The organism is Stenotrophomonas maltophilia, from assembly GCF_023518235.1.
Classification (GTDB): Bacteria; Pseudomonadota; Gammaproteobacteria; order Xanthomonadales; family Xanthomonadaceae; genus Stenotrophomonas.
On record NZ_CP090423.1, the window covers coordinates 3,001,738 to 3,025,872 of the forward strand.

Annotated in this window: 26 protein-coding genes; 17 read left to right on the forward strand and 9 right to left on the reverse strand. The window is 68.0% G+C overall.

Going from position 1 to position 24,135, the window contains the following annotated elements:
• Window positions 1–88: 88 nt before the first annotated feature.
• Entirely contained in the window at window positions 89–1,237 is a 1,149-nt protein-coding gene (locus tag LZ605_RS14100; RefSeq protein WP_343238604.1) for an MFS transporter, read from the forward strand.
• Here the strand turns inward: LZ605_RS14100 and LZ605_RS14105 are convergent.
• Window positions 1,234–1,932: a TorF family putative porin gene (locus tag LZ605_RS14105; protein WP_249842175.1), complete on the reverse strand. Its 699-nt coding sequence runs from the start codon at window positions 1,930–1,932 to the stop codon at window positions 1,234–1,236. The genes LZ605_RS14100 and LZ605_RS14105 overlap by 4 nt on opposite strands.
• A gap of 178 nt (window positions 1,933–2,110) precedes the next feature.
• Between LZ605_RS14105 and LZ605_RS14110 the strand changes: the two genes are divergently transcribed.
• Window positions 2,111–2,500 (forward strand): DUF6165 family protein, encoded by a 390-nt coding sequence (locus tag LZ605_RS14110; RefSeq protein WP_249842176.1) that lies wholly within the window; start codon window positions 2,111–2,113, stop codon window positions 2,498–2,500.
• A gap of 6 nt (window positions 2,501–2,506) precedes the next feature.
• Here LZ605_RS14110 and LZ605_RS14115 read toward each other — a convergent pair whose 3' ends face one another.
• Complete coding sequence (locus LZ605_RS14115) at window positions 2,507–3,184, reverse strand: response regulator transcription factor (protein ID WP_249842177.1); 678 nt, start codon at window positions 3,182–3,184, stop codon at window positions 2,507–2,509.
• 192 nt (window positions 3,185–3,376) lie between these two features.
• Entirely contained in the window at window positions 3,377–3,949 is a 573-nt protein-coding gene (locus tag LZ605_RS14120) for an Ax21 family protein (RefSeq protein WP_107231529.1), read from the reverse strand.
• A 284-nt stretch (window positions 3,950–4,233) separates the two neighbouring features.
• Between LZ605_RS14120 and LZ605_RS14125 the strand changes: the two genes are divergently transcribed.
• The gene (locus LZ605_RS14125; protein ID WP_107231528.1) at window positions 4,234–4,593 is read left to right on the forward strand and encodes a DUF1428 domain-containing protein; all 360 of its coding nucleotides are present in this window, start codon (window positions 4,234–4,236) and stop codon (window positions 4,591–4,593) included.
• Window positions 4,594–4,608: 15 nt separating this feature from the next.
• Here the strand turns inward: LZ605_RS14125 and LZ605_RS14130 are convergent, their stop codons facing one another.
• Window positions 4,609–5,298 (reverse strand): hypothetical protein, encoded by a 690-nt coding sequence (locus tag LZ605_RS14130; RefSeq protein ID WP_249842178.1) that lies wholly within the window; start codon window positions 5,296–5,298, stop codon window positions 4,609–4,611.
• A 107-nt stretch (window positions 5,299–5,405) separates the two neighbouring features.
• Entirely contained in the window at window positions 5,406–6,266 is an 861-nt protein-coding gene (locus LZ605_RS14135) for a histone (RefSeq protein ID WP_249842179.1), read from the reverse strand.
• A gap of 491 nt (window positions 6,267–6,757) precedes the next feature.
• On the opposite strand from LZ605_RS14135, the gene LZ605_RS14140 reads away from it, so the two are divergent.
• The 10 genes from LZ605_RS14140 (at window position 6,758) to LZ605_RS14185 (ending at window position 15,319) form a co-directional block, all read left to right on the forward strand.
• Complete coding sequence (locus LZ605_RS14140) at window positions 6,758–8,191, forward strand: Do family serine endopeptidase (protein WP_249842180.1); 1,434 nt, start codon at window positions 6,758–6,760, stop codon at window positions 8,189–8,191.
• A 101-nt stretch (window positions 8,192–8,292) separates the two neighbouring features.
• Complete coding sequence (locus tag LZ605_RS14145) at window positions 8,293–8,658, forward strand: hypothetical protein (protein ID WP_010486932.1); 366 nt, start codon at window positions 8,293–8,295, stop codon at window positions 8,656–8,658.
• 8 nt (window positions 8,659–8,666) lie between these two features.
• Window positions 8,667–9,137 (forward strand): phage holin family protein, encoded by a 471-nt coding sequence (locus LZ605_RS14150; RefSeq protein WP_249842181.1) that lies wholly within the window; start codon window positions 8,667–8,669, stop codon window positions 9,135–9,137.
• Window positions 9,134–9,583 (forward strand): protein sip-5, encoded by a 450-nt coding sequence (locus LZ605_RS14155; RefSeq protein WP_249842182.1) that lies wholly within the window; start codon window positions 9,134–9,136, stop codon window positions 9,581–9,583. Before LZ605_RS14150 ends, LZ605_RS14155 begins: the two co-directional genes overlap by 4 nt.
• 67 nt (window positions 9,584–9,650) lie before the next feature.
• Window positions 9,651–10,760, forward strand: a complete 1,110-nt coding sequence (locus tag LZ605_RS14160) for an AI-2E family transporter (RefSeq protein ID WP_249842183.1) — start codon at window positions 9,651–9,653, stop codon at window positions 10,758–10,760.
• A gap of 92 nt (window positions 10,761–10,852) precedes the next feature.
• Window positions 10,853–11,320: a hypothetical protein gene (locus LZ605_RS14165; RefSeq protein WP_249842184.1), complete on the forward strand. Its 468-nt coding sequence runs from the start codon at window positions 10,853–10,855 to the stop codon at window positions 11,318–11,320.
• A 72-nt stretch (window positions 11,321–11,392) separates the two neighbouring features.
• Complete coding sequence (locus tag LZ605_RS14170; RefSeq protein WP_249842185.1) at window positions 11,393–12,112, forward strand: HAD family hydrolase; 720 nt, start codon at window positions 11,393–11,395, stop codon at window positions 12,110–12,112.
• 3 nt (window positions 12,113–12,115) lie between these two features.
• Window positions 12,116–13,483: a leucyl aminopeptidase family protein gene (locus tag LZ605_RS14175; RefSeq protein WP_249842186.1), complete on the forward strand. Its 1,368-nt coding sequence runs from the start codon at window positions 12,116–12,118 to the stop codon at window positions 13,481–13,483.
• Window positions 13,484–13,682: 199 nt separating this feature from the next.
• Window positions 13,683–14,786: a catalase family peroxidase gene (locus LZ605_RS14180; RefSeq protein WP_249842187.1), complete on the forward strand. Its 1,104-nt coding sequence runs from the start codon at window positions 13,683–13,685 to the stop codon at window positions 14,784–14,786.
• A complete protein-coding gene (locus tag LZ605_RS14185; protein WP_249842188.1) occupies window positions 14,783–15,319 on the forward strand; it encodes a cytochrome b in 537 nt (178 codons plus the stop codon). The genes LZ605_RS14180 and LZ605_RS14185 overlap by 4 nt, the downstream gene beginning before the upstream one ends.
• Window positions 15,320–15,853: 534 nt before the next feature.
• Here LZ605_RS14185 and LZ605_RS14190 read toward each other — a convergent pair.
• The 4 genes from LZ605_RS14190 to LZ605_RS14205 are packed head-to-tail and all read right to left on the reverse strand — an operon-like array spanning window position 15,854 to window position 19,367.
• Window positions 15,854–16,456 carry a response regulator transcription factor gene (locus LZ605_RS14190; protein WP_025878350.1) on the reverse strand — a complete coding sequence of 201 codons (603 nt, stop codon included), beginning with the start codon at window positions 16,454–16,456 and terminating at the stop codon, window positions 15,854–15,856.
• Window positions 16,453–17,676, reverse strand: a complete 1,224-nt coding sequence (locus tag LZ605_RS14195) for a sensor histidine kinase (protein WP_249842189.1) — start codon at window positions 17,674–17,676, stop codon at window positions 16,453–16,455. The genes LZ605_RS14190 and LZ605_RS14195 overlap by 4 nt, the downstream gene beginning before the upstream one ends.
• 6 nt (window positions 17,677–17,682) lie before the next feature.
• Complete coding sequence (locus LZ605_RS14200) at window positions 17,683–18,474, reverse strand: ABC transporter permease (protein WP_249842190.1); 792 nt, start codon at window positions 18,472–18,474, stop codon at window positions 17,683–17,685.
• A complete protein-coding gene (locus LZ605_RS14205; RefSeq protein WP_249842191.1) occupies window positions 18,471–19,367 on the reverse strand; it encodes an ABC transporter ATP-binding protein in 897 nt (298 codons plus the stop codon). Before LZ605_RS14205 ends, LZ605_RS14200 begins: the two co-directional genes overlap by 4 nt.
• Window positions 19,368–19,569: 202 nt before the next feature.
• On the opposite strand from LZ605_RS14205, the gene LZ605_RS14210 reads away from it, so the two are divergent.
• From LZ605_RS14210 to LZ605_RS14225, 4 genes are all read left to right on the forward strand, one after another.
• Window positions 19,570–20,817 carry an efflux RND transporter periplasmic adaptor subunit gene (locus LZ605_RS14210; RefSeq protein ID WP_249842192.1) on the forward strand — a complete coding sequence of 416 codons (1,248 nt, stop codon included), beginning with the start codon at window positions 19,570–19,572 and terminating at the stop codon, window positions 20,815–20,817.
• A 102-nt stretch (window positions 20,818–20,919) separates the two neighbouring features.
• Window positions 20,920–21,609 carry an ABC transporter ATP-binding protein gene (locus tag LZ605_RS14215; protein ID WP_004153799.1) on the forward strand — a complete coding sequence of 230 codons (690 nt, stop codon included), beginning with the start codon at window positions 20,920–20,922 and terminating at the stop codon, window positions 21,607–21,609.
• Window positions 21,610–21,623: 14 nt separating this feature from the next.
• Entirely contained in the window at window positions 21,624–22,781 is a 1,158-nt protein-coding gene (locus LZ605_RS14220; protein WP_057498632.1) for an ABC transporter permease, read from the forward strand.
• Between the two features lie 12 nt (window positions 22,782–22,793).
• The gene (locus LZ605_RS14225; RefSeq protein ID WP_249842193.1) at window positions 22,794–24,110 is read left to right on the forward strand and encodes an ABC transporter permease; all 1,317 of its coding nucleotides are present in this window, start codon (window positions 22,794–22,796) and stop codon (window positions 24,108–24,110) included.
• The last annotated feature ends 25 nt before the right edge of the window (window positions 24,111–24,135 follow it).

Below are 24,135 nucleotides of genomic sequence, written 5' to 3' on the forward strand. Positions count from 1 at the left end.
TGCAGCAGGCGGACACTGTGCGCCCCGCCCACTGGAACACCGCGTGAGCCCGTCTCTCCCCCCTCTGCACCGCTGGCAGGTGCTGCTGATGTCGGTGGCCACCGGCGTGGCTGTGGCCAGCAACTACTATGCGCAGCCCCTGCTGCATACCATCGCCGATGCCTTCGGCGTGCCGTTTGGCCAGGCCGGCATGGTGGTCACCGCCGCGCAGTTGAGCTATGCCGCCGGCCTGATCCTGCTGGTGCCGCTGGGTGACCTGTTCGAGCGGCGCCGCCTGATCGTAGTGATGAGCCTGCTCTCGGCCGGCGGCCTGGTGATCAGTGCCTGTGCACCGTCGCTGGCCTGGCTGCTGGTGGGCACCGCGATCACCGGCCTGTTCTCGGTGGTGGCGCAGGTGCTGGTGCCGTTCGCCGCCACCCTGGCCGCACCGGAGCACCGCGGACGTGTGGTCGGCACGCTGATGAGCGGGCTGCTGCTGGGCATCCTGCTGGCACGCACCGTGGCCGGCCTGCTCTCGAGCCTGGGCGACTGGCGGCTGGTCTATGCCATCGCTGCGGCCACCCTGGTACTGACCGCGCTGGCCCTGCAGCGTGGCCTGCCACGCTTCCACCACAGCGCAGGCCTGGGCTATTTCGCCCTGCTGCGCTCGATCGGCGTGCTGTTCGTGCAGGAACCGGTGCTGCGCCAGCGCACCTTGCTGGGGGCGTGCAGTTTCGCCATGTTCGCGATCTTCTGGACCCCGCTTGCCTTCCTGCTGGCACAGCCGCCCTATGCCTACAGCGATGCCACCATCGGCCTGTTCGGTCTGGTCGGTGCCGCTGGCACGCTGGCCGCCGGACTGGCCGGGCGCATGTCCGACCGTGGCCAGAGCGGGCGCGCCACGGCCATCGCACTGGTGCTGCTGCTGGTGGCGTGGCTACCGCTGGGGCTGTCCACCCATTCGCTGCTGGCGCTGCTGGTGGGCGTGGTGGTGCTGGACCTGGCCGCGCAACTGCTGCACGTCAGCAACCAGAACCTGATCTACGCCTTGCAGCCGGCCGCGCGCAACCGGCTCAACGCCGGTTACATGACCGGCTACTTCATCGGCGGCTCACTGGGCTCGCTGCTGTCGGCGCAGGTCTACCAGCGCTACGGCTGGACCGGCATCTGCGTGGCCGGTGCAGCCGTGGCCGTGCTGGCGCTGCTGCTGTGGCTGCCCGGCGCGCTGCGTGCGCGCCAGGCCACCACTGCCGACTAGAAGCTTCCCTGCAGCGCCAGTTCCCAGCGGCCGCCGGCGTTGCCCGGGAACAGGCGCTTGGCGGCGCTGTCGGTGTCGTGCACGGTGGCACGCAGTTCCCAGGCCGGCGTCAGCGTGGCGATCGCGCTGAGCTGGCCATGCAGGTAGTCCGGCCCCTGCGCGTTGGCCAGCCAGTACTGGCCCACCGCCGCTTCCAGGCGGAAGCGCTCGTGCAGCGGCACGCGTACGCCCAGCTGTGCATAGGTACCGCGATGGCCGCCGGCCAGTGCATCGTTGGAATGCGCCAGCTGCAACCAGGCGCGCTGTTTCCAGGTCAGCGTAGTGTTGAGCTCGGTCCAATCCAGCGCGCGTCCGGTGCCCGGGTACAGGTAGCGGGTCAGGTTGACATCCAGTGTCCAGTCCGGTGCCAGTGCGCCGGACCAACCCGCCACCAGATCGAACTCGCTGCGTGCGCCATTGTCCGGTTCGAACGACACGTTGGAACCCCACACACTGGCGTACCAGCCCGACGGGATCGAAACCTTCCCGCCGGCCTGTACCGCCGGGTCGCCATCGCTCTGCGAGCTGCCGCGCCACACGTAGTCACTGGTCAGCGCCGCACTGCCGCTCACCTGCACCTGTGCCTGCGCGCCGCCGATTCCGAGCAGCCCTGCCAGGGCGGCCACCGCAGCCGCCATCATCCCCTTGCTGTTCACTGCACTTGTTTCCTCGTCGAAGGCGGCCACGCCGCCGGGACGGCAGTGTCGAGCGCGTGCCCGTAACGGATCGAGGGTGCTGCCGGGCCCGCAGCGCAAATTCGGCGTAAATCCCGTGGAGGCAGGCCACGCGCCGGCGGCGCGCTATCATGGCGCCTTGTTTCCAGGAACCAACCGCGTGGACGCCATCCTGACCCCGGTATCGATCGGCGAACTGATCGACAAGATCACCATTCTCGAGATCAAGGCCGAGCGCATCGACGATGCCGCCAAGCTGGCCAACGTGCGCACTGAGCTGGACGGCCTGCTGCCCTTGTTGCAGCAGCAGCTGCAGGCGCAACCGGCACTGACCGCATTGAAGCAGCAGCTGAAGGCGATCAACGAGCGCATGTGGGACATCCAGGACCAGCTGCGCGACAAGGAAGCGGCCCAGGTGTTCGACGACGCGTTCATCCAGCTGGCGCGCGGCGTGTACGGCACCAATGGCGAGCGCATCCAGGTAAAGAACGAGATCAACCGCGTGGCGGGTTCGGCGCTGGTGGAAGAAAAGCAGTACCTGGGCGGGTAAGCCGGCTCATCCACAGTCGAGCAGATGGCGGAAGCGGAACAGGTCGCCATCGCCCCGGATGCCGAGCTTGCGGTAGGCCGAGGTCTTCTGCGAGCTGATCGTGCTGGCCGAGCGCCCGGCGCGCAGCGCCATTTCGCTGGTCGTCATGCCCTTCAGCACCAGGCCGAGTACCTCGCGCTCGCGCCGGCTCAGGGGCGGCAGTGCGGGTGTAGGCAACCTGCGGATCCGCGGCAGGTGCAGTGCGGTGCGCAGCTCCGGCGGCACGAAGCGCCCCCCACGCGCCACCACCTCGATGGCGCGCAGCAGGACATGCGGCGGCGTTGATTTGGACAGGAACCCGCGTGCGCCCGCGCGCAGCGCGGAGTTCACCGTGCTGGCGTTGCAGTGCGCCGACAGCACCAGCACCGGCAATGACGGCCATCGCTGCGACAGCAGCCGCAGCAAGGCCAGGCCGTCACCCTGGTCGCCCATCGGCAGCGCGTCGATCAACAGCAGATCCACGCAGGTCGGGCTGCGCTCAAGCAGGTGCAGCAGATGGCGTTCGCTGGACAGGCTCAGCCGCACCTGCACGCTGGCGTGCTGGCGCAACAGCACTTCCACACCCAACCGCAGTACCGGATGCGGATCCAGCAACGCCAGGCGTCGTGGTCGATCGGGAAGCACAGGCGGAAAGGCGGGTGGCATCGCGGCATGTCCAGCAGCACGGGACAGTCACCGTAGGTCGATGCCGCCGCCAGCGGAATCCAATTCATTGCAACGCAGCAATGGCACCCTGCCGGTGGTCAGGCGCCATTTCGGTTCGTCACAACGCAACAGGCCCGGCATTTGCCGGGCCTGTCGAGGCATCGTCAGCGCGCAGGCGCGCCGAGGAGGCAATTACCAGCTGAAGCGCGGGCCGACGGTGTATTCCTTGTCGCCGTCGCGGTTCATCTTCAGCTCGCCGTTCAGGCCCCAGTTCTGGTTCAGCTTGACCTGGCCACCCAGGCGGCCGTACCACTGGCCTTCCGGATTGATGCCGTGCTTCTTGGAGTAGTCTTCGTAGCCGACCAGGCCATAGACCTCGGCGTGGGCGCCGAAGGCGGTGCGGATACCGGCTTCAGCGCTGTAGCCGTTGAAGTCCAGGCCATGCTTCTGGTCCAGCTTCTGGTAGGCAACGCGGGCAATGAAGTCGGTCGACGGGGCGATCTCGACGTTGTAGCCGGCACCGACCTTCCACTGGTCGCGCTTGATGTTGGTGTGGTCGATTTCCTGGCGGCTGTATTCACCGAAGGCGTGGAAATTCGGCAGGAAGCCGTAGGAACCCTTCACGCCCCAGCCGTCGGACTTGAACGCATCGTTGTCGGTCTTGGCGTAGTTGGCTTCGGCGTAGTTGTAGGACAGGTTCTCAGCAGCCGAGGCGGTGAACGGCAGGGCAGCGGCCAGGGCCAGAGCAATCAGCGAATTCTTCATGGGGGTACACCTTTACTTTCTTATGGTGTGCAGCAGCGCCAGGGCGCCATCGCATCGGGAATGTAAATTCTCCGTTATTCGCCACAACGCTCCCTGAAAACAGCGGTCTTCGCATTGCTGAATTTTTTGGCTTGATTCAGGCTGTTTCTGGCATACGCGCGCGGCGCGCGTGCATTCTCCCTGCAGCTTTCCCTCACCTTTCACCCGTTGTCGATCCAGCACGCGCTGGTTCGTCGGGTACTTGAAGGCCGTGCATGCGGCACGGTCCACTGCGGAGGCAGGCAATGAGCTACATCGATGGTTTCGTACTGGCGGTCCCCACCGCCAACAAGGAGAAGTTCCTCGCCCACGCGCGCGCCGGCAATCCGGTCTTCGTCGAGTTCGGCGCGCTGCGCGTGGTCGAGTGCTGGGGCGATGACGTGCCACACGGCAAGACCACCGACTTCTTCGGCGCGGTGAAGGCCACGCCGGAGGAAACGGTGGTGTTCTCCTGGATCGAATGGCCGGACAAGCCCACCCGCGACGCCGGCATGGCCAGAATGATGGAAGACCCGCGGATGGATCCGGCCAAGAACCCGATGCCGTTCGACGGCGCGCGGATGATCTACGGCGGCTTCGTGCCGATCTACGAACTGAAAGGCTGAGCCGGCGCGACGCGCTCAGCGCGCGTCCGCCTCGTCGCTGGCAGACCCATGGCCGGCGCCCAATGCGGCGCCGGCACCCAGGCCCATGCCGGCGCCCATCCCACCGCCCATCCCGCCCCCCGCTCCGCCACCGGCGCGGCCACCCTTGGCATCGCCTTCGCTGCGGCCCTTGCCGCCGCCACTGCTGCCGGGCCGGGTCGGCCCCTGCGGTGGAATCTGCAGGTCGGCCGGAATCGGCGCCAGGTCCAGCGCTTCGCGCACGAAATCGCGCAGCGAGATCACCAGTTCGTGGGTGTGTACTGGCCGCCCCTGTGCCAGTTCATTGGCGGCACGCGCCGCCAGCCGCACCTGCTCGTCGGTGCCCAGCAGCAGGATGTCCGACAGTGCCGCTTCAACCGCATCACGGATACGACGCGCGCGATCCGAGCGCGGCTCGGCGATGCCTTCGGCGTCTTCGCGCTGGCGCAGGTCACGGCGATGCGAAGGATCCACCCCCAGCTCGCCGGTGAACGAACCGCCCAGGGTCTTGTAGGCCGCCATCAGGGTGCGCAGGCGTTCGTTGATCTGCCGGTTCTCGCGCTCACGGCGCTGCTGCAGGGTCTGCATCACCAGCAGGCGGATGCCCACGCCCAGCAGGGTGATCAGCACCAGGCCGGCCAGGGTGGACAGCACGCCCTGCCAGGAACTGAAATCGATACCGCGCATGCTCGGGGCTCCGGCCGGAAGAACCCGCATCTTGCCCCAGGCCATGTCCCACAAATGCGAAAGGCCCCACCACCCGTTGGGCGGCAGGGCCTTCGGTCACGGCGCGATTACTTGCGCTTGGCGACCTTGCGCACGGCCTTGGCCGGGGCCTTCTTGGCCGGAGCCTTCTTGGCAGCAACCTTCTTCAGCGGCGCAGCCTTCTTGGCGACAGCCTTGCGGGTGGCAGCGACCTTCTTGCCGACGACCTTCTTGGCAGCAGCGGTCTTCTTGGTGGCAACCTTCTTGGTGGCGGCAACCTTCTTGCCAACAACCTTCTTGGCAGCGGCAGTCTTCTTGGTGGCAACCTTCTTGGTGGCGGCAACCTTCTTGCCGACAACCTTCTTCGCAGCCACGGTCTTCTTGCCGGCGACCTTCTTGGCGGCGACGGTCTTCTTGGCCACGGCCTTCTTGGCGGTGGCGACCTTCTTGCCGACCACCTTCTTGGCGGCCGCAGCCTTCTTGGCGACGGTCTTCTTGGCGACGGCGGCCTTCTTGGTGGCAGCCTTCTTCACGGTGGCGACCTTCTTGCCGGCAGCCTTGGTGGTCTTCTTGGCAGCGGCGGCCTTCTTGGTCACGGCCTTGCCGGCAGCGGCCTTCTTCTTGGCCACTTCCTTCTTCAGGGCAGCGGCTTCGGCCTTGGCATTCTTCTTGGCCGTTTCCAGCTTCTTCTTCGCCTTGGCAACGGTCTTGCCGACCGACTTGGCAGCCTTCTCGGCCTTCTTGGCAACGGTCTTCTCGACCTTGGCCACAGCCTTCTTGGCCTTGGCAACGCGGGTACCTGCAGCCTTGGTGGCGCGCTTGACGGTCTTCTTGACCGACTTCACGGCGTCTTCGGCGGCGTGGGCGATGGTCTCGCCGACGTTGGTGGCGGCTTCTTTGACGTTCTCGACGGCGTCGGTCACGACCGACACACCATTACCGTTGCTCATGTTGCCCTCCTGCGGGCCTTAGGTATCAAAACGGGGCGATGCTATACCGACATTGACGATCGTGGAACGGGGCATGCGCCGTCAATCGCATCTGCTGCGACGGCAATGATGTAGCTGGTTGCCGTCGCCGGGCTTGCAGGTGTGCAGGAAACCCCTTTTTTTCAGTGCTGCGCCGCACGCCAGGCACAGCGGAAAGGCCGTGTCGCGTACATCGGCCCGGGTGCGGCCGCAGGTGTGCGTCGTGGTGTCCTGCAGCACCCGGTTGCGCGGAACTGCGCAAGTATCGGCCGGTACCGGCTGCGTTCGCGGCGTGCCCGGACGCTGCACGCATGGCCTCCGCCGGTGTCGCACTCTGCGTTCCTGACCACGCCTGGCGCCGAGGTCACGCATCCGACTTTCATGGCGCATTTATCCAGATCGCGACAGACTCATTCAGCTTGTTTTACCGTAGGACCTAACGGCCCCTCCTTCCTGCCTGCGAACCGACGCCCATGCGACCGCTACCCACCCTGCTCACGCTCGCAATCGCCGCCGCCTTCGGTGGCTTCGTTGCCACCGGCATCAACGCGCACCTGGACAATCGCGCCGATGCAGCGCCCCTGCCAGCAGTGCTACCCACCACGGCGGCGCTGCCGGCTTCGGTCGCCGGGCAGGCAGTACCGTCGCTGGCGCCGATGCTTGAAAAGGCGATGCCGGCGGTGGTCAGCGTCAACACCAAGCAGGTGGTGCGCGTGCGCAACCCGTTCTTCAACGACCCGTTCTTCCGTCGCCTGTTCCCGGATATTCCGCAGGAGCGCATCAACGAATCGCTGGGTTCGGGCGTGATCATCGACGCCAAGGAAGGGCTGGTTCTGACCAACCACCATGTCATCGACAACGCCGATGACGTGCAGGTGACGCTGGCCGACGGGCGCACGGTCAAGGCCGAGTTCCTCGGCTCGGACCGCGACACCGACATCGCACTGATCCGCATCCCGGCGCAGAACCTGACCGACATCAAGCTCGGCAACAGCGACCAGCTGCGGGTAGGCGACTTCGTGGTGGCCATCGGCAACCCGTTCGGTTTCAGCCAGACGGTCACCTCGGGCATCGTCTCGGCGGTGGGCCGCAGCGGCATCCGCGGGCTGGGCTACCAGAACTTCATCCAGACCGATGCGTCGATCAACCCCGGCAACTCCGGTGGCGCGCTGGTCGACCTGCAGGGCCAGCTGGTGGGCATCAACACCGCCAGCTTCAATCCGCAGGGCAGCATGGCCGGCAACATCGGCCTGGGCCTGGCCATCCCTTCCAACCTGGCGCGCAGCGTGGTCGACCAGCTGGTCAAGCATGGCGTGGTGGTGCGCGGCACGCTGGGCGTGGAAAGCCAGAACCTGACCGCGCAGATCGCGCAGGGCCTGGGCCTGGGCGAAACCCGTGGTGCACTGATCACCCGCGTGCTGGCCGGCTCGGCCGCCGCCGCCGCCGGCCTGAAGCCGGGCGACGTGGTGGTTGCGGCCAACGGCCAGCGCGTGGACAGCGCCGAGGCCCTGCACAACGTGGAAGGCCTGGCCGCAGTAGGCAGCGCGATGGCGCTGGACGTACGTCGCGAAGGCAAACCCTTGCAGATCAAGGCGACACTGAAGGAACAGGCACGTGCTGTCACCGGCGACAGCCTGGACCCGCGGCTGGGCGGCGCCACCTTCGTCGACCTGCCCGAATCGCTGCGCCAGTCCGGCGCGGGCGGGGTGCTGGTCAGCGAGGTCAAGCGCGGCAGCCGCGCGGCCAACAACGGCCTGCAGCAGGGCGACATCATCACCGATGCCACCGTAGGTGAATTCGCTGATCTGGCCAGCTGGCGCGCCAACTTCCAGCAGCGCCCACCGACCCTGGTGCTGCGCATCCTGCGCAACAACGGCCAGCAGCAGGGCCAGCTCGTGATGCGCTGATCGCTCTGCCGTAACACCTCCTATACCCCGGCAATGCTATTGCTGTCAGTCCAGGTCGGCACCGCCGACGCCCGTTCCCCCATCGCAACAGGAGTGATTCGATGAGCCCCACCAATACCGAGAACCTGAAGGAACACCTGGGTGAAGCCGGTTCCCACCTGAAGCAGGCCGCCAGTGCCGCCGGCGGTGCGATCAAGGGTGCGACCGGTGCAGCGACCGACGAGCTGCGCATCGGCAAGGCCAACGTCAAGGCTGAACTGTCCGACAGTGCCCTGTCCGGCCTGGCCGCCGCCGAGTTCGGCGGTGCCGCCGCCAAGGAACAGGTCGATGCGCTGATGGACAAGGGCAAGGACCTGATCGACAGCGCCGCTGAACTGATCCGCGAACGTCCGCTGGCTTCGTTCGGTGTGGCCTTCGCTGCCGGCTGGATCATCGCCAAGCTGGCCCGCGGCAGCAGCGACAAGTAAGCGACAGCGTGAGCGAAGACACCACGCAAACGCCTGATCCAGCGGCGACCCCGCCGCTGGATGAGAGCATCCGCCAGGTCGGCGCGGCCGGTCGTGCCGCAGCTGATTCGGCCAAGCACACCGTGCGTTCGCTGCGTCGGCTGGCATCTGCCGATTTCGCACTGGCCCGCAGTGCGTTCGGCCGTGCGCTGGCCTGGGCCGGTGTGGCCATCGTATTCGGCGCCTCGGCCTGGCTGCTGATGGCCGCCACCCTCATCGCCCTGCTGCAGAGCTGGGGCCTGAGCTGGCTGCAGGCGCTGCTGATCACCTCGCTGCTGAGCCTGGCAATCACCGGCTATGCGATCTGGCGGGTGTCCTACTTCTTCCACCACACCGGCATGCACGCCACCCGGCGCCAGCTGTCACGCCTGGGCCTGTTCGACGAGCCCAGCGAAGACGATCCCGATGCCGAGGTGCAGCTGCCGGAGGGCAAGCCATGAAGTTCGGCGCGCTGCAGCGGCGGGTGAAACGCTGCGAACAGGTGGTGACCGTGCGCCTGGGCGAGACCCAGGACCACTGGTCCACGCTCAGCCAGGTCTGGCGCCAGGGCTGGTCGCCGCTGCGCATCGTGGTGGTCGGCCTGGCCGGCGGGTTCATCGCCGGCAAGCTGGAGGTGCCGGGCAAGGTCAACGGTGCGCGCTGGCTGCAGATGGTCGGTTCGGTCTCCAATCTGTTCGCCAGCGCACAGGCGGCGTTCGCCACCGCGATTGCCGCACAGGCCGCTGCCTCCGCCGACGATGCGGCTGACGACGCCGACCAGGCCAGTGAACAGGCACAGGCGGCGGCCTCCACCGCTGAAGCGCGGCCAACACCGCAACCGGCGCCGGAACCGGAACTGCGCGAACCGCGCCCGGCCGAAGCGGCCACCGAGCTGTCCGAACGTTGATCCATGGAATCCGCCGCGCCGATCACAGCCGGCGGATAATGCGTTCCCCTTCCTGGTTGCCGCATCGATGAGCGAGTCCCTTCTGTCCCCCTCACCGGGCAACCCGGACGCACCCGAGGCGCCGCTGCCGCCACCGTCGCGCCCACGCGGGCCGATGTCGCTGGTGGTGCTGGCGACCCTGGCGGTGGGCTTCACCCTGTGGGCCGCGCAGGACATCATCCTGCCGGTGCTGCTGGCGATGTTCTTTGCGCTGGTCGGCAACCCGATCCTGCGCCTGCTGCAGAAGCTGTGGATTCCACGCGCACTGGGCGCGCTGCTGATCCTGGGTGCCGGCCTGGGCGTGACCGGTGCGCTGGCGGTGCAGCTGATCGGCCCTGCCATGGACTGGGCGCAGGAGGCGCCGCAGCAGCTGCGCAAGGTGGCCCGCCAGGTGCAGGACCTGACCAAGCCAGTGCAGCAGGCCAACCAGGCCGCCGAGAACTTCGCGCGGGTGGCCGGCGGTGACAGCAATCACAAGGTGCAGGTGATCCGCACCCAGCTGGACGACCCCTACCGCATGCTGACCCGTGCGCCACGGCTGGCCGCCTCGGTGCTGGCCGTGGTACTGCTGACCCTGTTCTTCATGATCTACGGCCAGAGCCTGCAGCGCGCGGCGATCGCGTTGTTCCCGAACCGCCAGCAGCAGCGCTTCACCAGTGACATCCTGCGTTCGATCGAGCGCGAGGTCTCACGCTATGTGCTGACCATCAGCGTGATCAACACGCTGGTGGGCCTGGTGTTCTCCGGCGTGCTGATGCTGCTCGGCATCGGCCTGCAGGAGGCGTTGCTGTGGGGCACGGTGGCCGCGCTGCTGAACTTCGCACCGTACGTGGGCCCGCTGATCGGCGTGACGCTGATGCTGTTGATGGGCTTCGTCGAGTTCCGCGACCCGTTGCAGGCGCTGCTGCCAGCGGCCGCCTACCTGGGCCTGCACACCCTGGAAGGACAGATGGTGACCCCGATCGTGCTGGGCCGGCGCATGAAGCTATCGCCGTTGGTGCTGATCCTGGCGCTGATGGTGTTCGGCTGGGCCTGGGGCATGATCGGCCTGCTGCTGGCGGTGCCGCTGCTGGTCTGCATCAAGCTGGTGCTGGCGCGGCTGGACGGCATGCAGGGCTGGGCGCGGCTGCTGGAATGAACACGGCAGCGGCGGCGGCGCGCAGACAGCAGGGCCGGAACAAGGGCAGAACTGGCAGACTATGCCCCCTTTTTTCGGATGGATCCGTTCGCATGATCTCTCTCGCTACGCGTTGCCTCGCCTTGGCCTGCCTTGCCGCTCCCACGTTCGCCGCCGCACCACCGACCGCCGAGCAGGCGCGTTCCCAGCTTGTGGAAGCGGTGACCTGCAAGCGACACCTCACGCCCCAGCAGTTCGACGCCATGGCCCGGCTGCTGGCACCGGCCCCGGCGCGGGCGCAGAACGGCGAATCCAGCGGCGAGTTCCGGCTGACCACGCCCTTGATGGTGCTGGGCCAGCCGGTGAACCGCCTGCAGTCCTATGACGGCGCCAGCGGCGAGGACGGCATCGACAGTTTCACCGCGTACTTCAGCACGGCCAGGGTTGAGCAGATCGCGGCCCTGGCGAAGATGACCGACCCGGTGGCCGGCACCTATACGAAGGAAGTGGGCCGGCATAATCTGGACGTGCAGGCGTTCGACGGACAGACCACCATCGCCTGCTCGTACAACCTGCGCTGACCCGGCCCAGCGCCCGTGCCCCCGCCCGCCGCGCCGCATGAAAGGCCGCGCGGGCAGGGGTAGAATGGCGGGGTGAATTTCCCCGTCCAAGCCATCACCCTCGACCTTGACGACACGCTGTGGCCGTTCGCTCCGATCGGCGCCCGCATCGAACAGGTCCTGCACGCGTGGATGTGCGAACACAGCCCGGCCACCGCTGCGATGTATCCGGTGGCGGCGATGCGCGAACTGCGCGAGCGGCTGTACCACGCCCATCCGCGCCTCCACCACGACCTGAGCGCACTGCGCCGGCTGACCCTGCACGAAGCGCTGCACACCAGTGGCGCCAGCCTCGATCTGCTGGAACCGGCGTATGAGGTGTTCTACGCCGCGCGCAACCAGGTCGAGTGCTACCCGGATGCAATCGACGCGCTGGCGCGTATCGCCGCGCGGGTGCCGGTGGCGGCGCTGAGCAACGGCAATGCCGACCTGGAACGGATCGGCCTGGCCCATCATTTCGCCTTCCAGCTGGGTTCGCGCGAACACGGCGCGGCCAAGCCCGAGGCCAGCATCTTCCACGCCGCCTGCACCCGTTTGGGTGTGGCGCCGGCCCAGGTACTGCACGTCGGCGACCACGCCGAGATGGACGTGGCCGGAGCGATTGCCGCCGGCCTGCGCGGCTGCTGGATCAACCGCGAGGCTGCCACCTGGACCCATCCGCAACTGCAGCCGGACCTGCAGTTCGACACCCTCACCGGCCTGGCCGACTGGTTGGACGCCAACCTCGACGCCGCCGCACCCCGGAGTATCTGACGCATGAGCGAGATCACTGGCTTCACCGCCGACACCACCGCGGCACTGCCGCTGTACGTGCTGGACCGCGAACAGTTTGCCGCCTGGAAAGACGGTCAACCGGCCGCGACCCAGGCGTGGCTGGCCTCGCAGGGCTTCAGCGCCGGCGCGCACAGCGTGGCCTTGCTGCCCGGTGCCGATGGCCTGGCCGGTGCGGTGATGGGCGTGGGCGATCGCGCCGATGCCTACAGCTATGCGCACGCGCCGCACGCGCTGCCGGAAGGCAGCGTCTGGCAGCTGGCCAATGACCTGCCGGCCGCCGAACAGGCGCTGCTGCAGCTGGGTTGGGGCCTGGGCAGCTACCGCTTCGACCGCTACCGCAAGCGCAACCGTGCGCCGGCACGGCTGGTGGCTGCACCGTCCGGCGAAGTGGCCGACCTGATCGCCGCCAGCCTGCGCGTGCGCGACTGGGTCAACACCCCGACCGAAGACATGGGCCCGCAGCAGCTGGAAGACGCCGCGCGTGCGCTGGCCGATGCACACGGTGCGCAGGTCGAGGCGATCACCGGCGATGAACTGCTGAAGCAGAATTTCCCGGCCATCCACGCCGTGGGCCGCGCCTCGCATCGCGCGCCGCGCCTGGTGGTGCTGCGCTGGGGCAAGGACACCGATCCGTCGCTGGTGCTGGTCGGCAAGGGCGTTTGCTTCGATACCGGCGGCCTGGACATCAAGCCGGCCGACGGCATGCGCAACATGAAGAAGGACATGGGCGGCGCCGCCCACGCACTGGCCCTGGCCGGCCTGGTGATGGCACGCGGGCTGCCGGTGCGCCTGACCCTGCTGGTGCCGGCGGTGGAAAACGCGATCGGTCCGGATGCGTTCCGTCCCGGCGAAGTGATCGCCACCCGCAAGGGCCTGAGCGTGGAGATCGACAACACCGACGCCGAGGGCCGCGTGATCCTGTGCGATGCGCTGACCTTTGCCGGTGAGCAGACGCCGGACCTGGTGCTGGATTTCGCCACCCTTACCGGCGCTGCCCGCATCGCGCTGGGCCCGGATCTGCCGGCACTGTTCAGCAACGACGACACGGTGGCCCAGCAGTGGCTGCAGGCTGGCGATGCAACGCGCGACCCGGTCTGGCGCATGCCGCTGTGGCGCCCCTACCTGCGCTACCTGAGCAGCGGCATTGCCGATCTGGCCAACGCCGGTTCGCGCATGGCCGGCTCGGTCACCGCCGCGTTGTATCTGGAGCGGTTCCTGCAGGACGGCCAGCGCTGGGCGCACCTGGACGTGTATGCCTGGAACGATGGCGAACGCCCGGGTCGTCCGGCCGGTGGCGAAGCGCTGGCGCTGCGCTCGGCGTGGGCGATGCTGAAGGCGCGTTACGCCTGATGGCGCCGCCGGGCATGGCCCGGCGCTACCCATGCAAGTGCGGGTACAGGTACTGACCCGCAATCCCGGTGGGTGCCGACCTTGGTCGGCACGCCGTTCCCGGCAAACTTGACGAAAATTTGAATACCGGGCCTGGAAAGGTTCTGCGAGGATGTGTGGGTCGACCACCCACACGCTCCGTGAAGGCAGGACTCCGACCATGTCGCTCTTCCGCTACACCCGTGCCGGCCAGACGCCAGGCGCACCGCGCAGGCCTTCGCCACTGCTCTGGATCGCACTGATCGCACTGATTCTGGGTGCGGTCGCGCTGACCTTCGCCTGGCTGGCCGGCTGGATCGGCAACCGCCTGACCGCGCAGCGCTTCACCGACACCATCGAGGCCACCGGCCCGGCCCATCCAGGTTTCCGCCGCGCGCACAGCAAGGGCATCTGCGTGAGCGGCTGGTTCGAACCCAGCGCGCAGGCCCCCACCCTGTCCAGTGCACGGGTGTTCTCGCAGACCCGGGTGCCAGTGATGGGCCGCCTGTCGATCGGCGGTGGCGACCCCTACGGCGCCGACAACACCGCACGCGTGCGCAGCCTCGCGGTGCAGATGGTCAGCGACGATGGCCAGGAATGGCGTATGGCGATGAACAGCTTCCCGTTCTTCGCCGTGCCCAACGCCGAGGCGTTCTACGAGCAGACGCGCGCCTCCATTCCCGACCCGGCCACCGGCAAGCCCGACCCGCAGAAGATGGCGGCGGTGCTGGCGAAGTACCCCAGTGCACAGGCGTTCCAGCAGTGGGCCAGGACCGCACCGTGGACCAGCAGTTGGGCCGACACCACCTTCAACAGCGTCAACAGTTTCTGGTTCACCAATGCGCAGGGTCAGAAGCGAGCCGTGCGCTGGCGCTGGCAGCCGCAGGCGGCGGTGGTGGAGATGGATGCGGAAACGCGCAAGCAGGCCAGCGTCGATTTCCTCAGCCAGGAACTGAAACAGCGCCTGGCCAACGGCCCGGTGCGCTGGAACCTGGTCGTCAGCACCGCCGCGCCTGGCGATGCCATCGATGATCCGTCGGTGCCGTGGCCCGCGTCGCGCGATGAGGTGGTGGCCGGCGTGCTCAGCCTGGACCGCATGCAGTCGCAGGAGGAAGGCGCCTGCGGCCAGATCAACTTCGATCCGCTGATCCTGCCCAGCGGCGTGCGCGGCAGCGACGATCCGATCCTGGCTGCGCGCTCGGCCGTGTACTCGCAGTCCTTCAACCGCCGCGAGCGCGAGCGCGCCAGCGGCAACGTCGAGCAACCGAAGGGGGCCGCACGATGAGTACCGGCAACGGCCACTTCAACCTGCTGGCGCGGGTGCTGCACTGGAGCATGGCGCTGATGATCATCGCCATGCTGTTCATCGGCGTGACCATGGTCGCCTCACTGCATCTGCGTCCGGTGCTGATCGACCTGCACCGCCCGCTGGGCATCGCGATCCTGCTGCTGGTGCTGCTGCGCCTGTACAACCGCCTGCGACATCGTCCGCCGCCACTGCCGGCCGACCTGCCGGTGTGGCAGGTGGTGGCTGCGAAAGCCTCGCACTGGATGCTGTACGCGCTGATGCTGGCGATGCCGCTGATTGGCTGGGCGATGCTGTCGGCCGGCGGCTACCCGGTCGTGCTCGGGGGTGGCCTGCACCTGCCGCCGATCGTGCCGCATACCCCGGCGCTGTATGCCGCCCTGCGCAACGCGCACAGCCTGTTGGCCTACGTGTTGTTCGCCACGGTACTGATGCACGTGGGTGCGGCGCTGTTCCACCTGTGGGTGCGGCGCGATGGGGTGTTCCAGGCGATGGCGCGCGGGAAGGATTGACGGGGTTCGCCGGTGGTTCCCGGCGGGTCATTTCCGCGACCGCGGAGGGGTGTCACTTTCTTTGCGCGCAAAGAAAGTAACCAAAGAAACGCTCCGCCGGCCGCGAGCCGACGTGCTGCGCACGCCGGTGCCCTGTGCTCCTCGGCCCGTCGAGGGACGGCGCGGGAACTCGCTGCGCTCAAACACCCGCGCCTCTTCGCCCTCGCCGGACCTGCGGTGCTCGGCTCGCTTGAAGGCGGACTGGAAGGGCAAGATCAACGGCTAGAGCATCCACGCATGGCGTGGATCTACTGGGTGCAGCTGCGGCTTTTGCTCTTGGGTCCGCCTTGAGCGAGCCGAGCATCGCAGGGGAATCAGGGGCGCAGAGGCGCCGATGTCTGAGCGCAGCGAGTTCGGCGCCGTCCCCTGATTCACCGAGAAGCGCAGGGAACTGGCGCGGATCGACGGCTCGCGCTCTGGCGGCGTGTTTCTTTGGTTACTTTCTTTGCACGAGCAAAGAAAGTGACACCTCTCCGCAGGCGCGGAAATGATCCGCTACAACCACCCCTTCTGCCGCGCCAGCCGATACGCCTCGATCCGGTTGGCCACACCCAGCTTGCCGATGCACTCGGACAGGTAATTGCGCACCGTGCCGTGCGACAACCCCAGCTGCTCGGCGATCTCGCTGGCGGTGCGGCCCTCACCGGCCAGGCGCAGCACGCGGCGTTCGCGGTCGGTCAGCGGGTCGGCCTGCGACCACGCATCCAGCGCCAGCTGCGGATCGATCGCGCGAATGCCCTGCTTTACCTTGCGCAGGGCCTCAGCCAGATTCTCCGCCGGCGCATCCTTCAACAGGTAGCCGAGCACGCCCGCTTCCAGCGCGCGGCGCAGGAAACCGGCACGGGCGAAGGTGGTCACGATCACCACCTTGATCGGCAACTCATGGCGGGCGATGCGCTGCGCCAGCTCCAGCCCCGACAGGCCCGGCATTTCGATGTCGGTCACCAGGATGTCCGGTTGCAGCTGCTGCAGCATGCGCCATGCGGCCTCGCCGTCGGCAGCACTGCCCAGCACCTCGATGTCCGGCTCCAGGCCCAGCAGCGCCGACAACGCACCCCGCACCATCGCCTGGTCTTCAGCCAGCAGGATGCGGATCATGCGGCACCGCCCGCTGCCAGCGTCGGCGGCGTGCCCGGCGGCAGCGGCGTGGTGGCCGCGCCCACAGGCACGCGCACGGTCAGCACCGTGCCCTCGCCCTTCGCAGACTGCATCTGCAACTGCCCGCCCAGCGCCGCCACCCGCTCACGCATCCCGCACAGGCCATTGCCTTCGGCCTGCACACCGCCGCGGCCATCGTCGCGGATCTGCATCGCCAGCATCCTTCCTTCCAGCATGAAATCCACCCGCGCCTGCGTTGCCTGCGCATGCCGGGCGATGTTGGTGGCCGCTTCGCGCAGTACCAGCGCCAGGCCGCGTTCGACATCCACCGGCATTGCCGGTGGTGGCGCATAGTGCAGGTGCACCTGCTGGCATTCCAGCAGCAGGCGTGCCGAGGCCAGTTCGCCCGCCAGGTCGCTGGCACGGATGCCGGTGACCGCACTGCGCACCTGCGCCAGTGCCTCACGCGCGATGTCCTCGGCCTCGCCGATCTCCTGCCGCGCACGTGCGTCGCCACGGTCGTGCAGCTTGCGCGCCAGCTCCAGCTTCAAGGTGATCAGCGACAGGGTATGGCCCAGCAGATCGTGCAGGTCGCGGCCGATGCGCTCGCGCTCGGCGGTGGTCGCCAGCCGCCGCACTTCCTCCTGCGACAGCTGCAGTGCGGCGTCCTTTTCCTTGTTCACCGTCTCCACGTTCACCACCATGCCGATGATGAACGACACCGCCGGCACCCAGACCAGGCTCTGCCACGGGTAGTGCGCCAGGTAGGCCACCAGGTAGAACACCGCGTTGAGCGCGGCCAGCAGCAACAGATAGCGCCACCAGCTGCTGCGCCCGCAGACCCGCAGCATCACGCAGCCGAAGATGAAGTAGCTGATGCCCGACGGGTACCAGGGCACCAGCACGATGGCCAGTGCGGTCATCGCCAGCGCGTAGCGGGGCGCGTGGTGCCGCGGCGACAGCAGCAGGCGCGCATACAGCAGCAGGAACAACGGATAGCTGGCCAGGGTGAACCACAGCCAGCGCAGCGTGTAGCCCCCGGAAAACAGCGGCGTCATGAACACCCACACCGTCCACAGCAGGTGGATGGCATCGGCCCAGGCCGGCTTGCCGCGGCGCAGGTTGTCGGCCACGGCCGAATCCGGCGCGGGACGCAGCAGGGAGGCAAGCCAGCTCGGCGGCACAGGAGGATCCAGGCGGGGACGATCGCTGCCGATCATGCCAGTTCAGCCGATCCGGCGCAGGCGGCGCCGCGCCAGCAGCAACGCCACAAGGGTGACCGCCAGCAGCACCAGCAGATGGCCGGCGACGCTGCCCGCCGACGGCAGCCCCACCACCGGCAACGCCAGCTGCGCCAGGTGCCAGGTGGGCCACAGCGGTGCCATCATCGAAAACACCTTGGGCAGCGCCGACAGCGGCAGCCACAGCCCCGACAGCAACGCCAGCGGCAGGTAGACCAGATTCACCATCGCCGGCGCTGCGCTGGCACTGACATGGCTGCCGATCAGCAGACCGATCGCCCCCAGCGGCAACGCAGCCAGCCCCGCTACTGCCAGCAGTTGCAGCATCTGCAGCGCCGACAGCTGCACACCGCCGAATACACGCGCCACGCCGATCAACACCACAGCCACCAGCAACGCGAACATCACGGCCATGGCCAGGCGTGCCAGCAACGGTGCCGCGGCCGGCATCGGCAGCGCGCGCTTGAGCGTCAGCAGGCCGCCTTCGCGGTCCAGCGCCAGCTGCACGCCGAAGCCGAACAACGCCGGTGCCATCGCGCCGAACACGCAGTAGGTGGCCAGCAGGTACAGCGGCGCGTGGCCACGCCCCAGCAGCACACCGAACAGCAGATAGAACAGCACCGGGAACAGCAACGAAGGCACGGCGAACGCCGGCGTGCGCCAGGCGCGGCGCAGTTCGGCCTGCAGTTCGGCACGGTACGGGCGCACGGCCTGTCGCCAGGCTGGGGCCGGTTGCGGGGCGCTGCGGATCGGGGCGCTGCGGATCGGGGTGTTCATGCGGCCTCCCGGGTCAGGTCGAGGAAGGCGTCGGCCAGCGCCGCGCCCTGTACTTCCAGCTCACGCAGCTGCGCATCGGCCGCCAGCAGACGGGCCACCACCGGTTCGGCCGGGCTGGCCAGCAGCTGCAGGTGCTCACCGTCGCGCTGCACCTGCTGCACCTCCGGCCACTGCTGCACCTGCTCGGCGGGCAGCACACTGCGGCAGCGGATGCGGCGCGGCCGGTCGGCCAGGCGCAGCTCGGCCAGCGGCGCATCGGCCAGCACGCGGCCCTGTTCCAGCACCACCACCTGCTGCGCCAGGGCCTCGGCCTCTTCCAGGTAGTGGGTGGTGAGCAGCACGCCGCAGCCTTCGGTCACCAGCTGCCGGATCGCCTGCCACAGGGTCTGCCGTGCCTGGAGGTCCAGGCCGGTGGTCGGCTCGTCCAGGAACAGCACGCGCGGACGGCCACACACCGCGATGGCGAACTGTACGGCGCGCTGCTGGCCACCGGACAGCTGGCCATAGCGGCGGCGCGCCAGCGCCTGCAGCCCGGCCCGCTGCAGCGCCTCGGGCAACGGCATCGGGTCGGGGTAGCAGGCACTGGCCTGGGCCACCAGCTCGTCCACCTGCAGCATCGGCGGCAGGCTGGTGCTCTGCAACATCACGCCCAGGCCGAGGCGGCTGGCGCGCTGCTGCGGGTCGCCGCCCAGCAGCTCGACCTGGCCGGCATCGGCGCGGCGCAGGCCCAACAACACGCTGATCGCGGTACTCTTGCCGGCACCGTTGCGGCCCAGCAATGCCAGCACCTGGCCAGCGCGGACCTGCAGGTCGATGCCGTGCAGGGCGGTATGGTCGCGATAGCGCACCTGCACCTGCTGCAGGCGGGCCAGCGACGGGGCGATCGGATCCATGGGCGGTACCGGTAGCGGGGACGTTGCCATCCTGTGCCGCCGTGGTCACATATCGCAGTTGCCGCCGTCAGGGACATCGGATGACAGCTGTCACTGCCGTCATCGCTGTGCCTGCCCTCATGCTGTGCCGCACGCTCCACCGCCGGAACCGCCGCCGTCCGCCCTTCCGGTCACACCCGCCCGAACGCCTGTGATGGAACGAATGAACGCTTCTGCCGAGCTGTTGAAGGAACTCCGTATCGAACGCAAGTCGCCGCCGCCTGCCTCCGGCGGCAGTGGAGGCGGCCGCCGCTGGCTGTGGATCGTGATCATCGTGATTGCGCTGCTGCTGGCCGCCGGCGCCTTCGCGCTGTTCGGCCGCCCCCCCGCCGTGGAGGTGGAAACCGCGCCAGCAGTGGCCATCCAGCAGGGCAGCGCCAGCAGTTCGGTGCTCGATGCCAGTGGCTATGTGGTCGCCCGGCGCATGGCCACGGTATCGGCCAAGATCACCGGCAAGGTGCGCGAGGTGATGATCGAGGAAGGCATGCGGGTCGAGGCCGGCCAGGTGATGGCCACGCTGGACCCGATCGACGCCGATGCGCAGCGCAGCCTGTACGCCTCGCAGCTGCAGGCCGCGCGCAGCCAGGTAGCCGGTTTGGAGGCGCAGCAGCGGCAAGCCGCCGCCGAAGCCAGCCGCCTGCAGGCGCTGGTGGGCCAGCAGCTGGTGTCGCGCTCGCAGTACGACCAGGCCGTGGCCCAGCGCGACAGCCTGCGTGCGCAGCTGGATACCGCACAGCGCAACGTCAAGGTCGCCCATGACCAGTTGGCCATTGCCGACCTGGGCGTGGACAACAACGTGGTGCGCGCGCCTTTCTCCGGCGTGGTCACCGCCAAGGCGGCGCAGCCGGGCGAAATCGTCTCGCCGCTGTCGGCTGGCGGTGGCTTCACCCGAACCGGCATCGGCACCATCGTCGACATGGATTCGCTGGAAATCGAGGTCGAAGTCGGCGAAGCCTTCATCGGCCGGGTGCAGCCGAAGATGCCGGTGGAAGCCACGCTCAACGCCTACCCGGAATGGAAGATTCCGGGCGAGGTGATCGCGATCATTCCCACCGCCGACCGCGGCAAGGCCACGGTGAAGGTGCGCGTGGCGCTGAAGGTGAAGGACCCGCGCATCGTGCCGGAGATGGGCGTTCGGGTCAGCTTCCTGGAACAGGCGCAGCCGCAGGCCGCGGCCAAACCGCAGGGCGTGCGCGTGCCGGGCGGTGCCGTGGTCCAGCGCGACGGCGCTTCGGTGGCCTTCGTGCTGGCTGACGAGAACCGCGTGCAGCAGCGCACGGTCGAGGCCGGCCAGGCGATGGGCAAGGACCGTCAGATCCTCAAGGGCGTAAGCGCAGGCGAGTCGGTGGTGGTCAATCCGCCGGACACCCTGCGCGATGGCGTCAAGGTGCAACAGAAACAAGCGCAGTAACGGCCTGGCGCCTTCGGGCGCCGCCGGCAGCACCGTTCGACGCTCGCCCCCGGCCCTGGCCGGTGCGCTTCCCCGTTTCCCGCCTTCCGTGGAGAACCACCCATGTCGACCCTGGTTTCACTGCGCAACATCACCAAGACCTACCAGCGTGGCCCCGAGAAAGTGCAGGTGCTGCACGGCATCGACCTGGACATCGCGCGCGGCGATTTCGTCGCGCTGATGGGCCCGTCCGGTTCGGGCAAGACCACCCTGCTCAACCTGATCGGCGGCCTGGACAACCCCAGCGGCGGCGAGATCAGCATCGAAGGCGAGCGCATCGACCAGATGAGCGGTGGCCAGCTGTCCACCTGGCGCAGCCACCATGTCGGCTTCGTCTTCCAGTTCTACAACCTGATGCCGATGCTGACTGCACAGAAGAACGTGGAGCTGCCGCTGCTGCTGACCCATCTCAGTGCCGCCCAGCGCAAGCGCAATGCCGAGATCGCGCTGACCCTGGTCGGCCTGGCCGATCGCCGCAGCCACCGCCCCAATGAACTGTCCGGCGGCCAGCAGCAGCGCGTGGCAATCGCCCGCGCGATCGTCTCCGACCCGACCTTCCTGATCTGCGACGAACCCACCGGCGATCTCGACCGCCAGTCCGCCGAAGAGATTCTGGGCCTGCTGCAGCAGCTCAACCGCGAGCACGGCAAGACCATCATCATGGTCACCCATGACCCGAAGGCGGCCGAGTACGCCACCCACACGGTGCACCTGGACAAGGGCGAGCTGGCCGACGCGCCGCTGGCTCACTGACGGAGGCCACGGCGATGAAATATTTCTCGTTGGTGTGGGCGCAGCTGTTCCGCAGCCGCACCCGCACCCTGCTGACCCTGCTGTCGGTGGTGGCCGCATTCCTGCTGTTTGGCATGCTCGATTCGGTGCGGGTGGCGTTCGCCTCCGGTGGCAGCGTGGAAGGCGCCAATCGCCTGGTCGTGGCCTCGCGGCTGTCGATCACCCAGTCGCTGCCGATCCGCCTGGAAACCCAGATCCGCCAGGTGGCTGGCGTGCGCGACGTGGCCTACGGCATGTGGTTCGGTGGCATCTACCAGGACCCGAAGAACTTCTTCCCGAACTTCTCGGTCTCGCCCAACTACTTCGACGTCTACCGCGAGTTGCAGATCGACCCGGCGCAGCTGGAAGACTGGAAGCAGACCCGCACCGGTGCCATCGTCGGCGAGACCCTGGCCAAGCAGTTCGGCTGGAAGATCGGCGACACCATCCCGCTGCAGGCCACGATCTTCCCGCGCGGCGGCAGCAACGACTGGCCGCTGGAGCTGAAGGGCATCTACCGCTCCAAGGACCGTGCGCTGGCGGCCAACGAAGAACGCCAGTTGATGATGAACTGGAAGTACTTCGATGAATCCAACGATTACATCAAGAACCAGGTGAGCTGGTACACGGTGACGCTGGACAACGTCGACCACGCCTCACGCGTGGCGCAGGCCATCGATGCGATCTCGGCCAACTCCGACCACGAGACCAAGACCCAGACCGAATCGGCGTTCCAGCAGGCCTTCGTCAAGCAGTTTGCCGACATCGGCATGATCGTCACCTCGATCATGGGCGCGGTGTTCTTCACCCTGCTGCTGCTGACCGGCAACACCATGGCGCAGGCGGTGCGCGAACGCGTGCCGGAGCTGGCCACGCTGAAGACCCTGGGCTTCAAGGACAGCACCGTACTGACCCTGGTGATGGTGGAATCGGTGCTGCTGATCGGCCTGGGCGGCCTGATCGGCATGGGCCTGGCGTCACTGGTGCTGCCGGCCATCAGCCCCAAGAGCATGGGCATGCTGCCACCGCACGTACCGACCCCGACCTGGCTGATGGGGCTGGGCCTGATCGTGGTGATCGGCATCATCGTCGGCCTGCTGCCGGCGCTGCGTGCCAAGCGCCTGAAGATCGTCGACGCATTGGCCGGCCGCTGAGGAGACCTGCAGATGAACAAGTTCAAGAAGTGGGCCGGCAACGCGTTGACCGTGCTGCTGCTGGTCATCGGCCTGGTGCTGTGGATCGGCCTGCCGTGGATCGGCGTGCTGGCCGTGGCCGTGCTGGTGGCGCTGTGGCTGCTGCTGACCCGCGGCGGGCGGCTGGCCCTGGCGGCCACCCGCATCGGCGTGGCCAGCCTGCCGCAGCGCTGGGGCGCATCGTCGGTGATCGTGGTCGGCATCGCCGGCGTGGTCGGCGTGCTGGTGGCGATGCTGGCGATGGGCGAAGGCTTCCAGGCCACGCTCAACAACACCGGCGATGACACCACCGCCATCGTGCTGCGCGGTGGCTCGCAGGCCGAGACCAACTCGGTGATCACCCGCGAACAGGTGCCGATGCTGTCCACCCTGCCCGGGATCAGCGGCGACGCGCAGGGCCGTCCGCTGCTGTCACCGGAACTGTCACAGGTGGTCAACCTGGTGTCGAAGTCCGATGGCACCGACGTCAACGCGCAGTTCCGCGGCGTCGGCCCGCAGGCGTGGGCGGTGCATGACCGGGTCAAGATCGTAGAAGGTCGCAGATTCGGCACCGGCCTGCGCGAGATCGTGGTCGGCCAGGGCGCCAAGGGCCAGTTCCGCGACCTGGAGGTGGGCAAGACCCTGACCCTGGGCAACCAGACCTGGACCGTGGTGGGCGTGTTCGCCACCGGCGATGCGCATGACTCGGAACTGTGGACCGACGCCGACACGCTGGCCACCACCTACCAGCGCAGTGCCTGGCAGTCGATCACCGTGCGCACCGAGGGCAAGCCGGGCTTCGAGCAGTTCAAGACCGCCGTGGCGGCCGACCCGCGCCTGAAGCTGGACGTGGAAACCACCCGTGCCTACTACGGCAAGCAGGGCGGCGGCCTGACCAAGCTGATCGACATCCTCGGCAAGGTGATCGGCACGATCATGGCGGTAGGTGCGGTGTTCGGCGCGCTCAACACCATGTATGCAGCGGTGGCCACGCGTGCACGCGAAATCGCCACGATGCGCGCGATCGGCTTCCGCGGCCTGCCGGTGGTGACCGCGGTGATGCTGGAGACGATGCTGCTGGCGCTGCTCGGTGGCCTGCTCGGCTGCGCGGTGGCGTGGCTGCTGTTCAACGGCTACAGCGTGTCCACCATCGGCAGCAACTTCAGCGCGGTGGTGTTCAAGTTCCATGTGTCGCCGGAACTGCTGTGGACCGGCCTGAAATGGGCGCTGGGCATCGGCCTGGTCGGCGGCCTGTTCCCAGCGTTGCGCGCGGCACGCCTGCCGATCACCACGGCACTGCGCGAAACCTGAGCTTGGGTTTCGCAGCGGTACACCC

Coding starts and splice junctions, on each gene's coding strand:
- LZ605_RS14100 (WP_343238604.1), top strand. CDS start 89: ATGTCGGTGGCCACCGGCGTGGCTGTGGCCAGCAACTACTATGCGCAG.
- LZ605_RS14115 (WP_249842177.1), bottom strand. CDS start 3,184: ATGCCACCCGCCTTTCCGCCTGTGCTTCCCGATCGACCACGACGCCTG.
- LZ605_RS14120 (WP_107231529.1), bottom strand. CDS start 3,949: ATGAAGAATTCGCTGATTGCTCTGGCCCTGGCCGCTGCCCTGCCGTTC.
- LZ605_RS14125 (WP_107231528.1), top strand. CDS start 4,234: ATGAGCTACATCGATGGTTTCGTACTGGCGGTCCCCACCGCCAACAAG.
- LZ605_RS14130 (WP_249842178.1), bottom strand. CDS start 5,298: ATGCGCGGTATCGATTTCAGTTCCTGGCAGGGCGTGCTGTCCACCCTG.
- LZ605_RS14135 (WP_249842179.1), bottom strand. CDS start 6,266: ATGAGCAACGGTAATGGTGTGTCGGTCGTGACCGACGCCGTCGAGAAC.
- LZ605_RS14140 (WP_249842180.1), top strand. CDS start 6,758: ATGCGACCGCTACCCACCCTGCTCACGCTCGCAATCGCCGCCGCCTTC.
- LZ605_RS14145 (WP_010486932.1), top strand. CDS start 8,293: ATGAGCCCCACCAATACCGAGAACCTGAAGGAACACCTGGGTGAAGCC.
- LZ605_RS14155 (WP_249842182.1), top strand. CDS start 9,134: ATGAAGTTCGGCGCGCTGCAGCGGCGGGTGAAACGCTGCGAACAGGTG.
- LZ605_RS14160 (WP_249842183.1), top strand. CDS start 9,651: ATGAGCGAGTCCCTTCTGTCCCCCTCACCGGGCAACCCGGACGCACCC.
- LZ605_RS14165 (WP_249842184.1), top strand. CDS start 10,853: ATGATCTCTCTCGCTACGCGTTGCCTCGCCTTGGCCTGCCTTGCCGCT.
- LZ605_RS14175 (WP_249842186.1), top strand. CDS start 12,116: ATGAGCGAGATCACTGGCTTCACCGCCGACACCACCGCGGCACTGCCG.
- LZ605_RS14180 (WP_249842187.1), top strand. CDS start 13,683: ATGTCGCTCTTCCGCTACACCCGTGCCGGCCAGACGCCAGGCGCACCG.
- LZ605_RS14185 (WP_249842188.1), top strand. CDS start 14,783: ATGAGTACCGGCAACGGCCACTTCAACCTGCTGGCGCGGGTGCTGCAC.
- LZ605_RS14190 (WP_025878350.1), bottom strand. CDS start 16,456: ATGATCCGCATCCTGCTGGCTGAAGACCAGGCGATGGTGCGGGGTGCG.
- LZ605_RS14195 (WP_249842189.1), bottom strand. CDS start 17,676: ATGATCGGCAGCGATCGTCCCCGCCTGGATCCTCCTGTGCCGCCGAGC.
- LZ605_RS14200 (WP_249842190.1), bottom strand. CDS start 18,474: ATGAACACCCCGATCCGCAGCGCCCCGATCCGCAGCGCCCCGCAACCG.
- LZ605_RS14205 (WP_249842191.1), bottom strand. CDS start 19,367: ATGGATCCGATCGCCCCGTCGCTGGCCCGCCTGCAGCAGGTGCAGGTG.
- LZ605_RS14210 (WP_249842192.1), top strand. CDS start 19,570: ATGAACGCTTCTGCCGAGCTGTTGAAGGAACTCCGTATCGAACGCAAG.
- LZ605_RS14215 (WP_004153799.1), top strand. CDS start 20,920: ATGTCGACCCTGGTTTCACTGCGCAACATCACCAAGACCTACCAGCGT.
- LZ605_RS14220 (WP_057498632.1), top strand. CDS start 21,624: ATGAAATATTTCTCGTTGGTGTGGGCGCAGCTGTTCCGCAGCCGCACC.
- LZ605_RS14225 (WP_249842193.1), top strand. CDS start 22,794: ATGAACAAGTTCAAGAAGTGGGCCGGCAACGCGTTGACCGTGCTGCTG.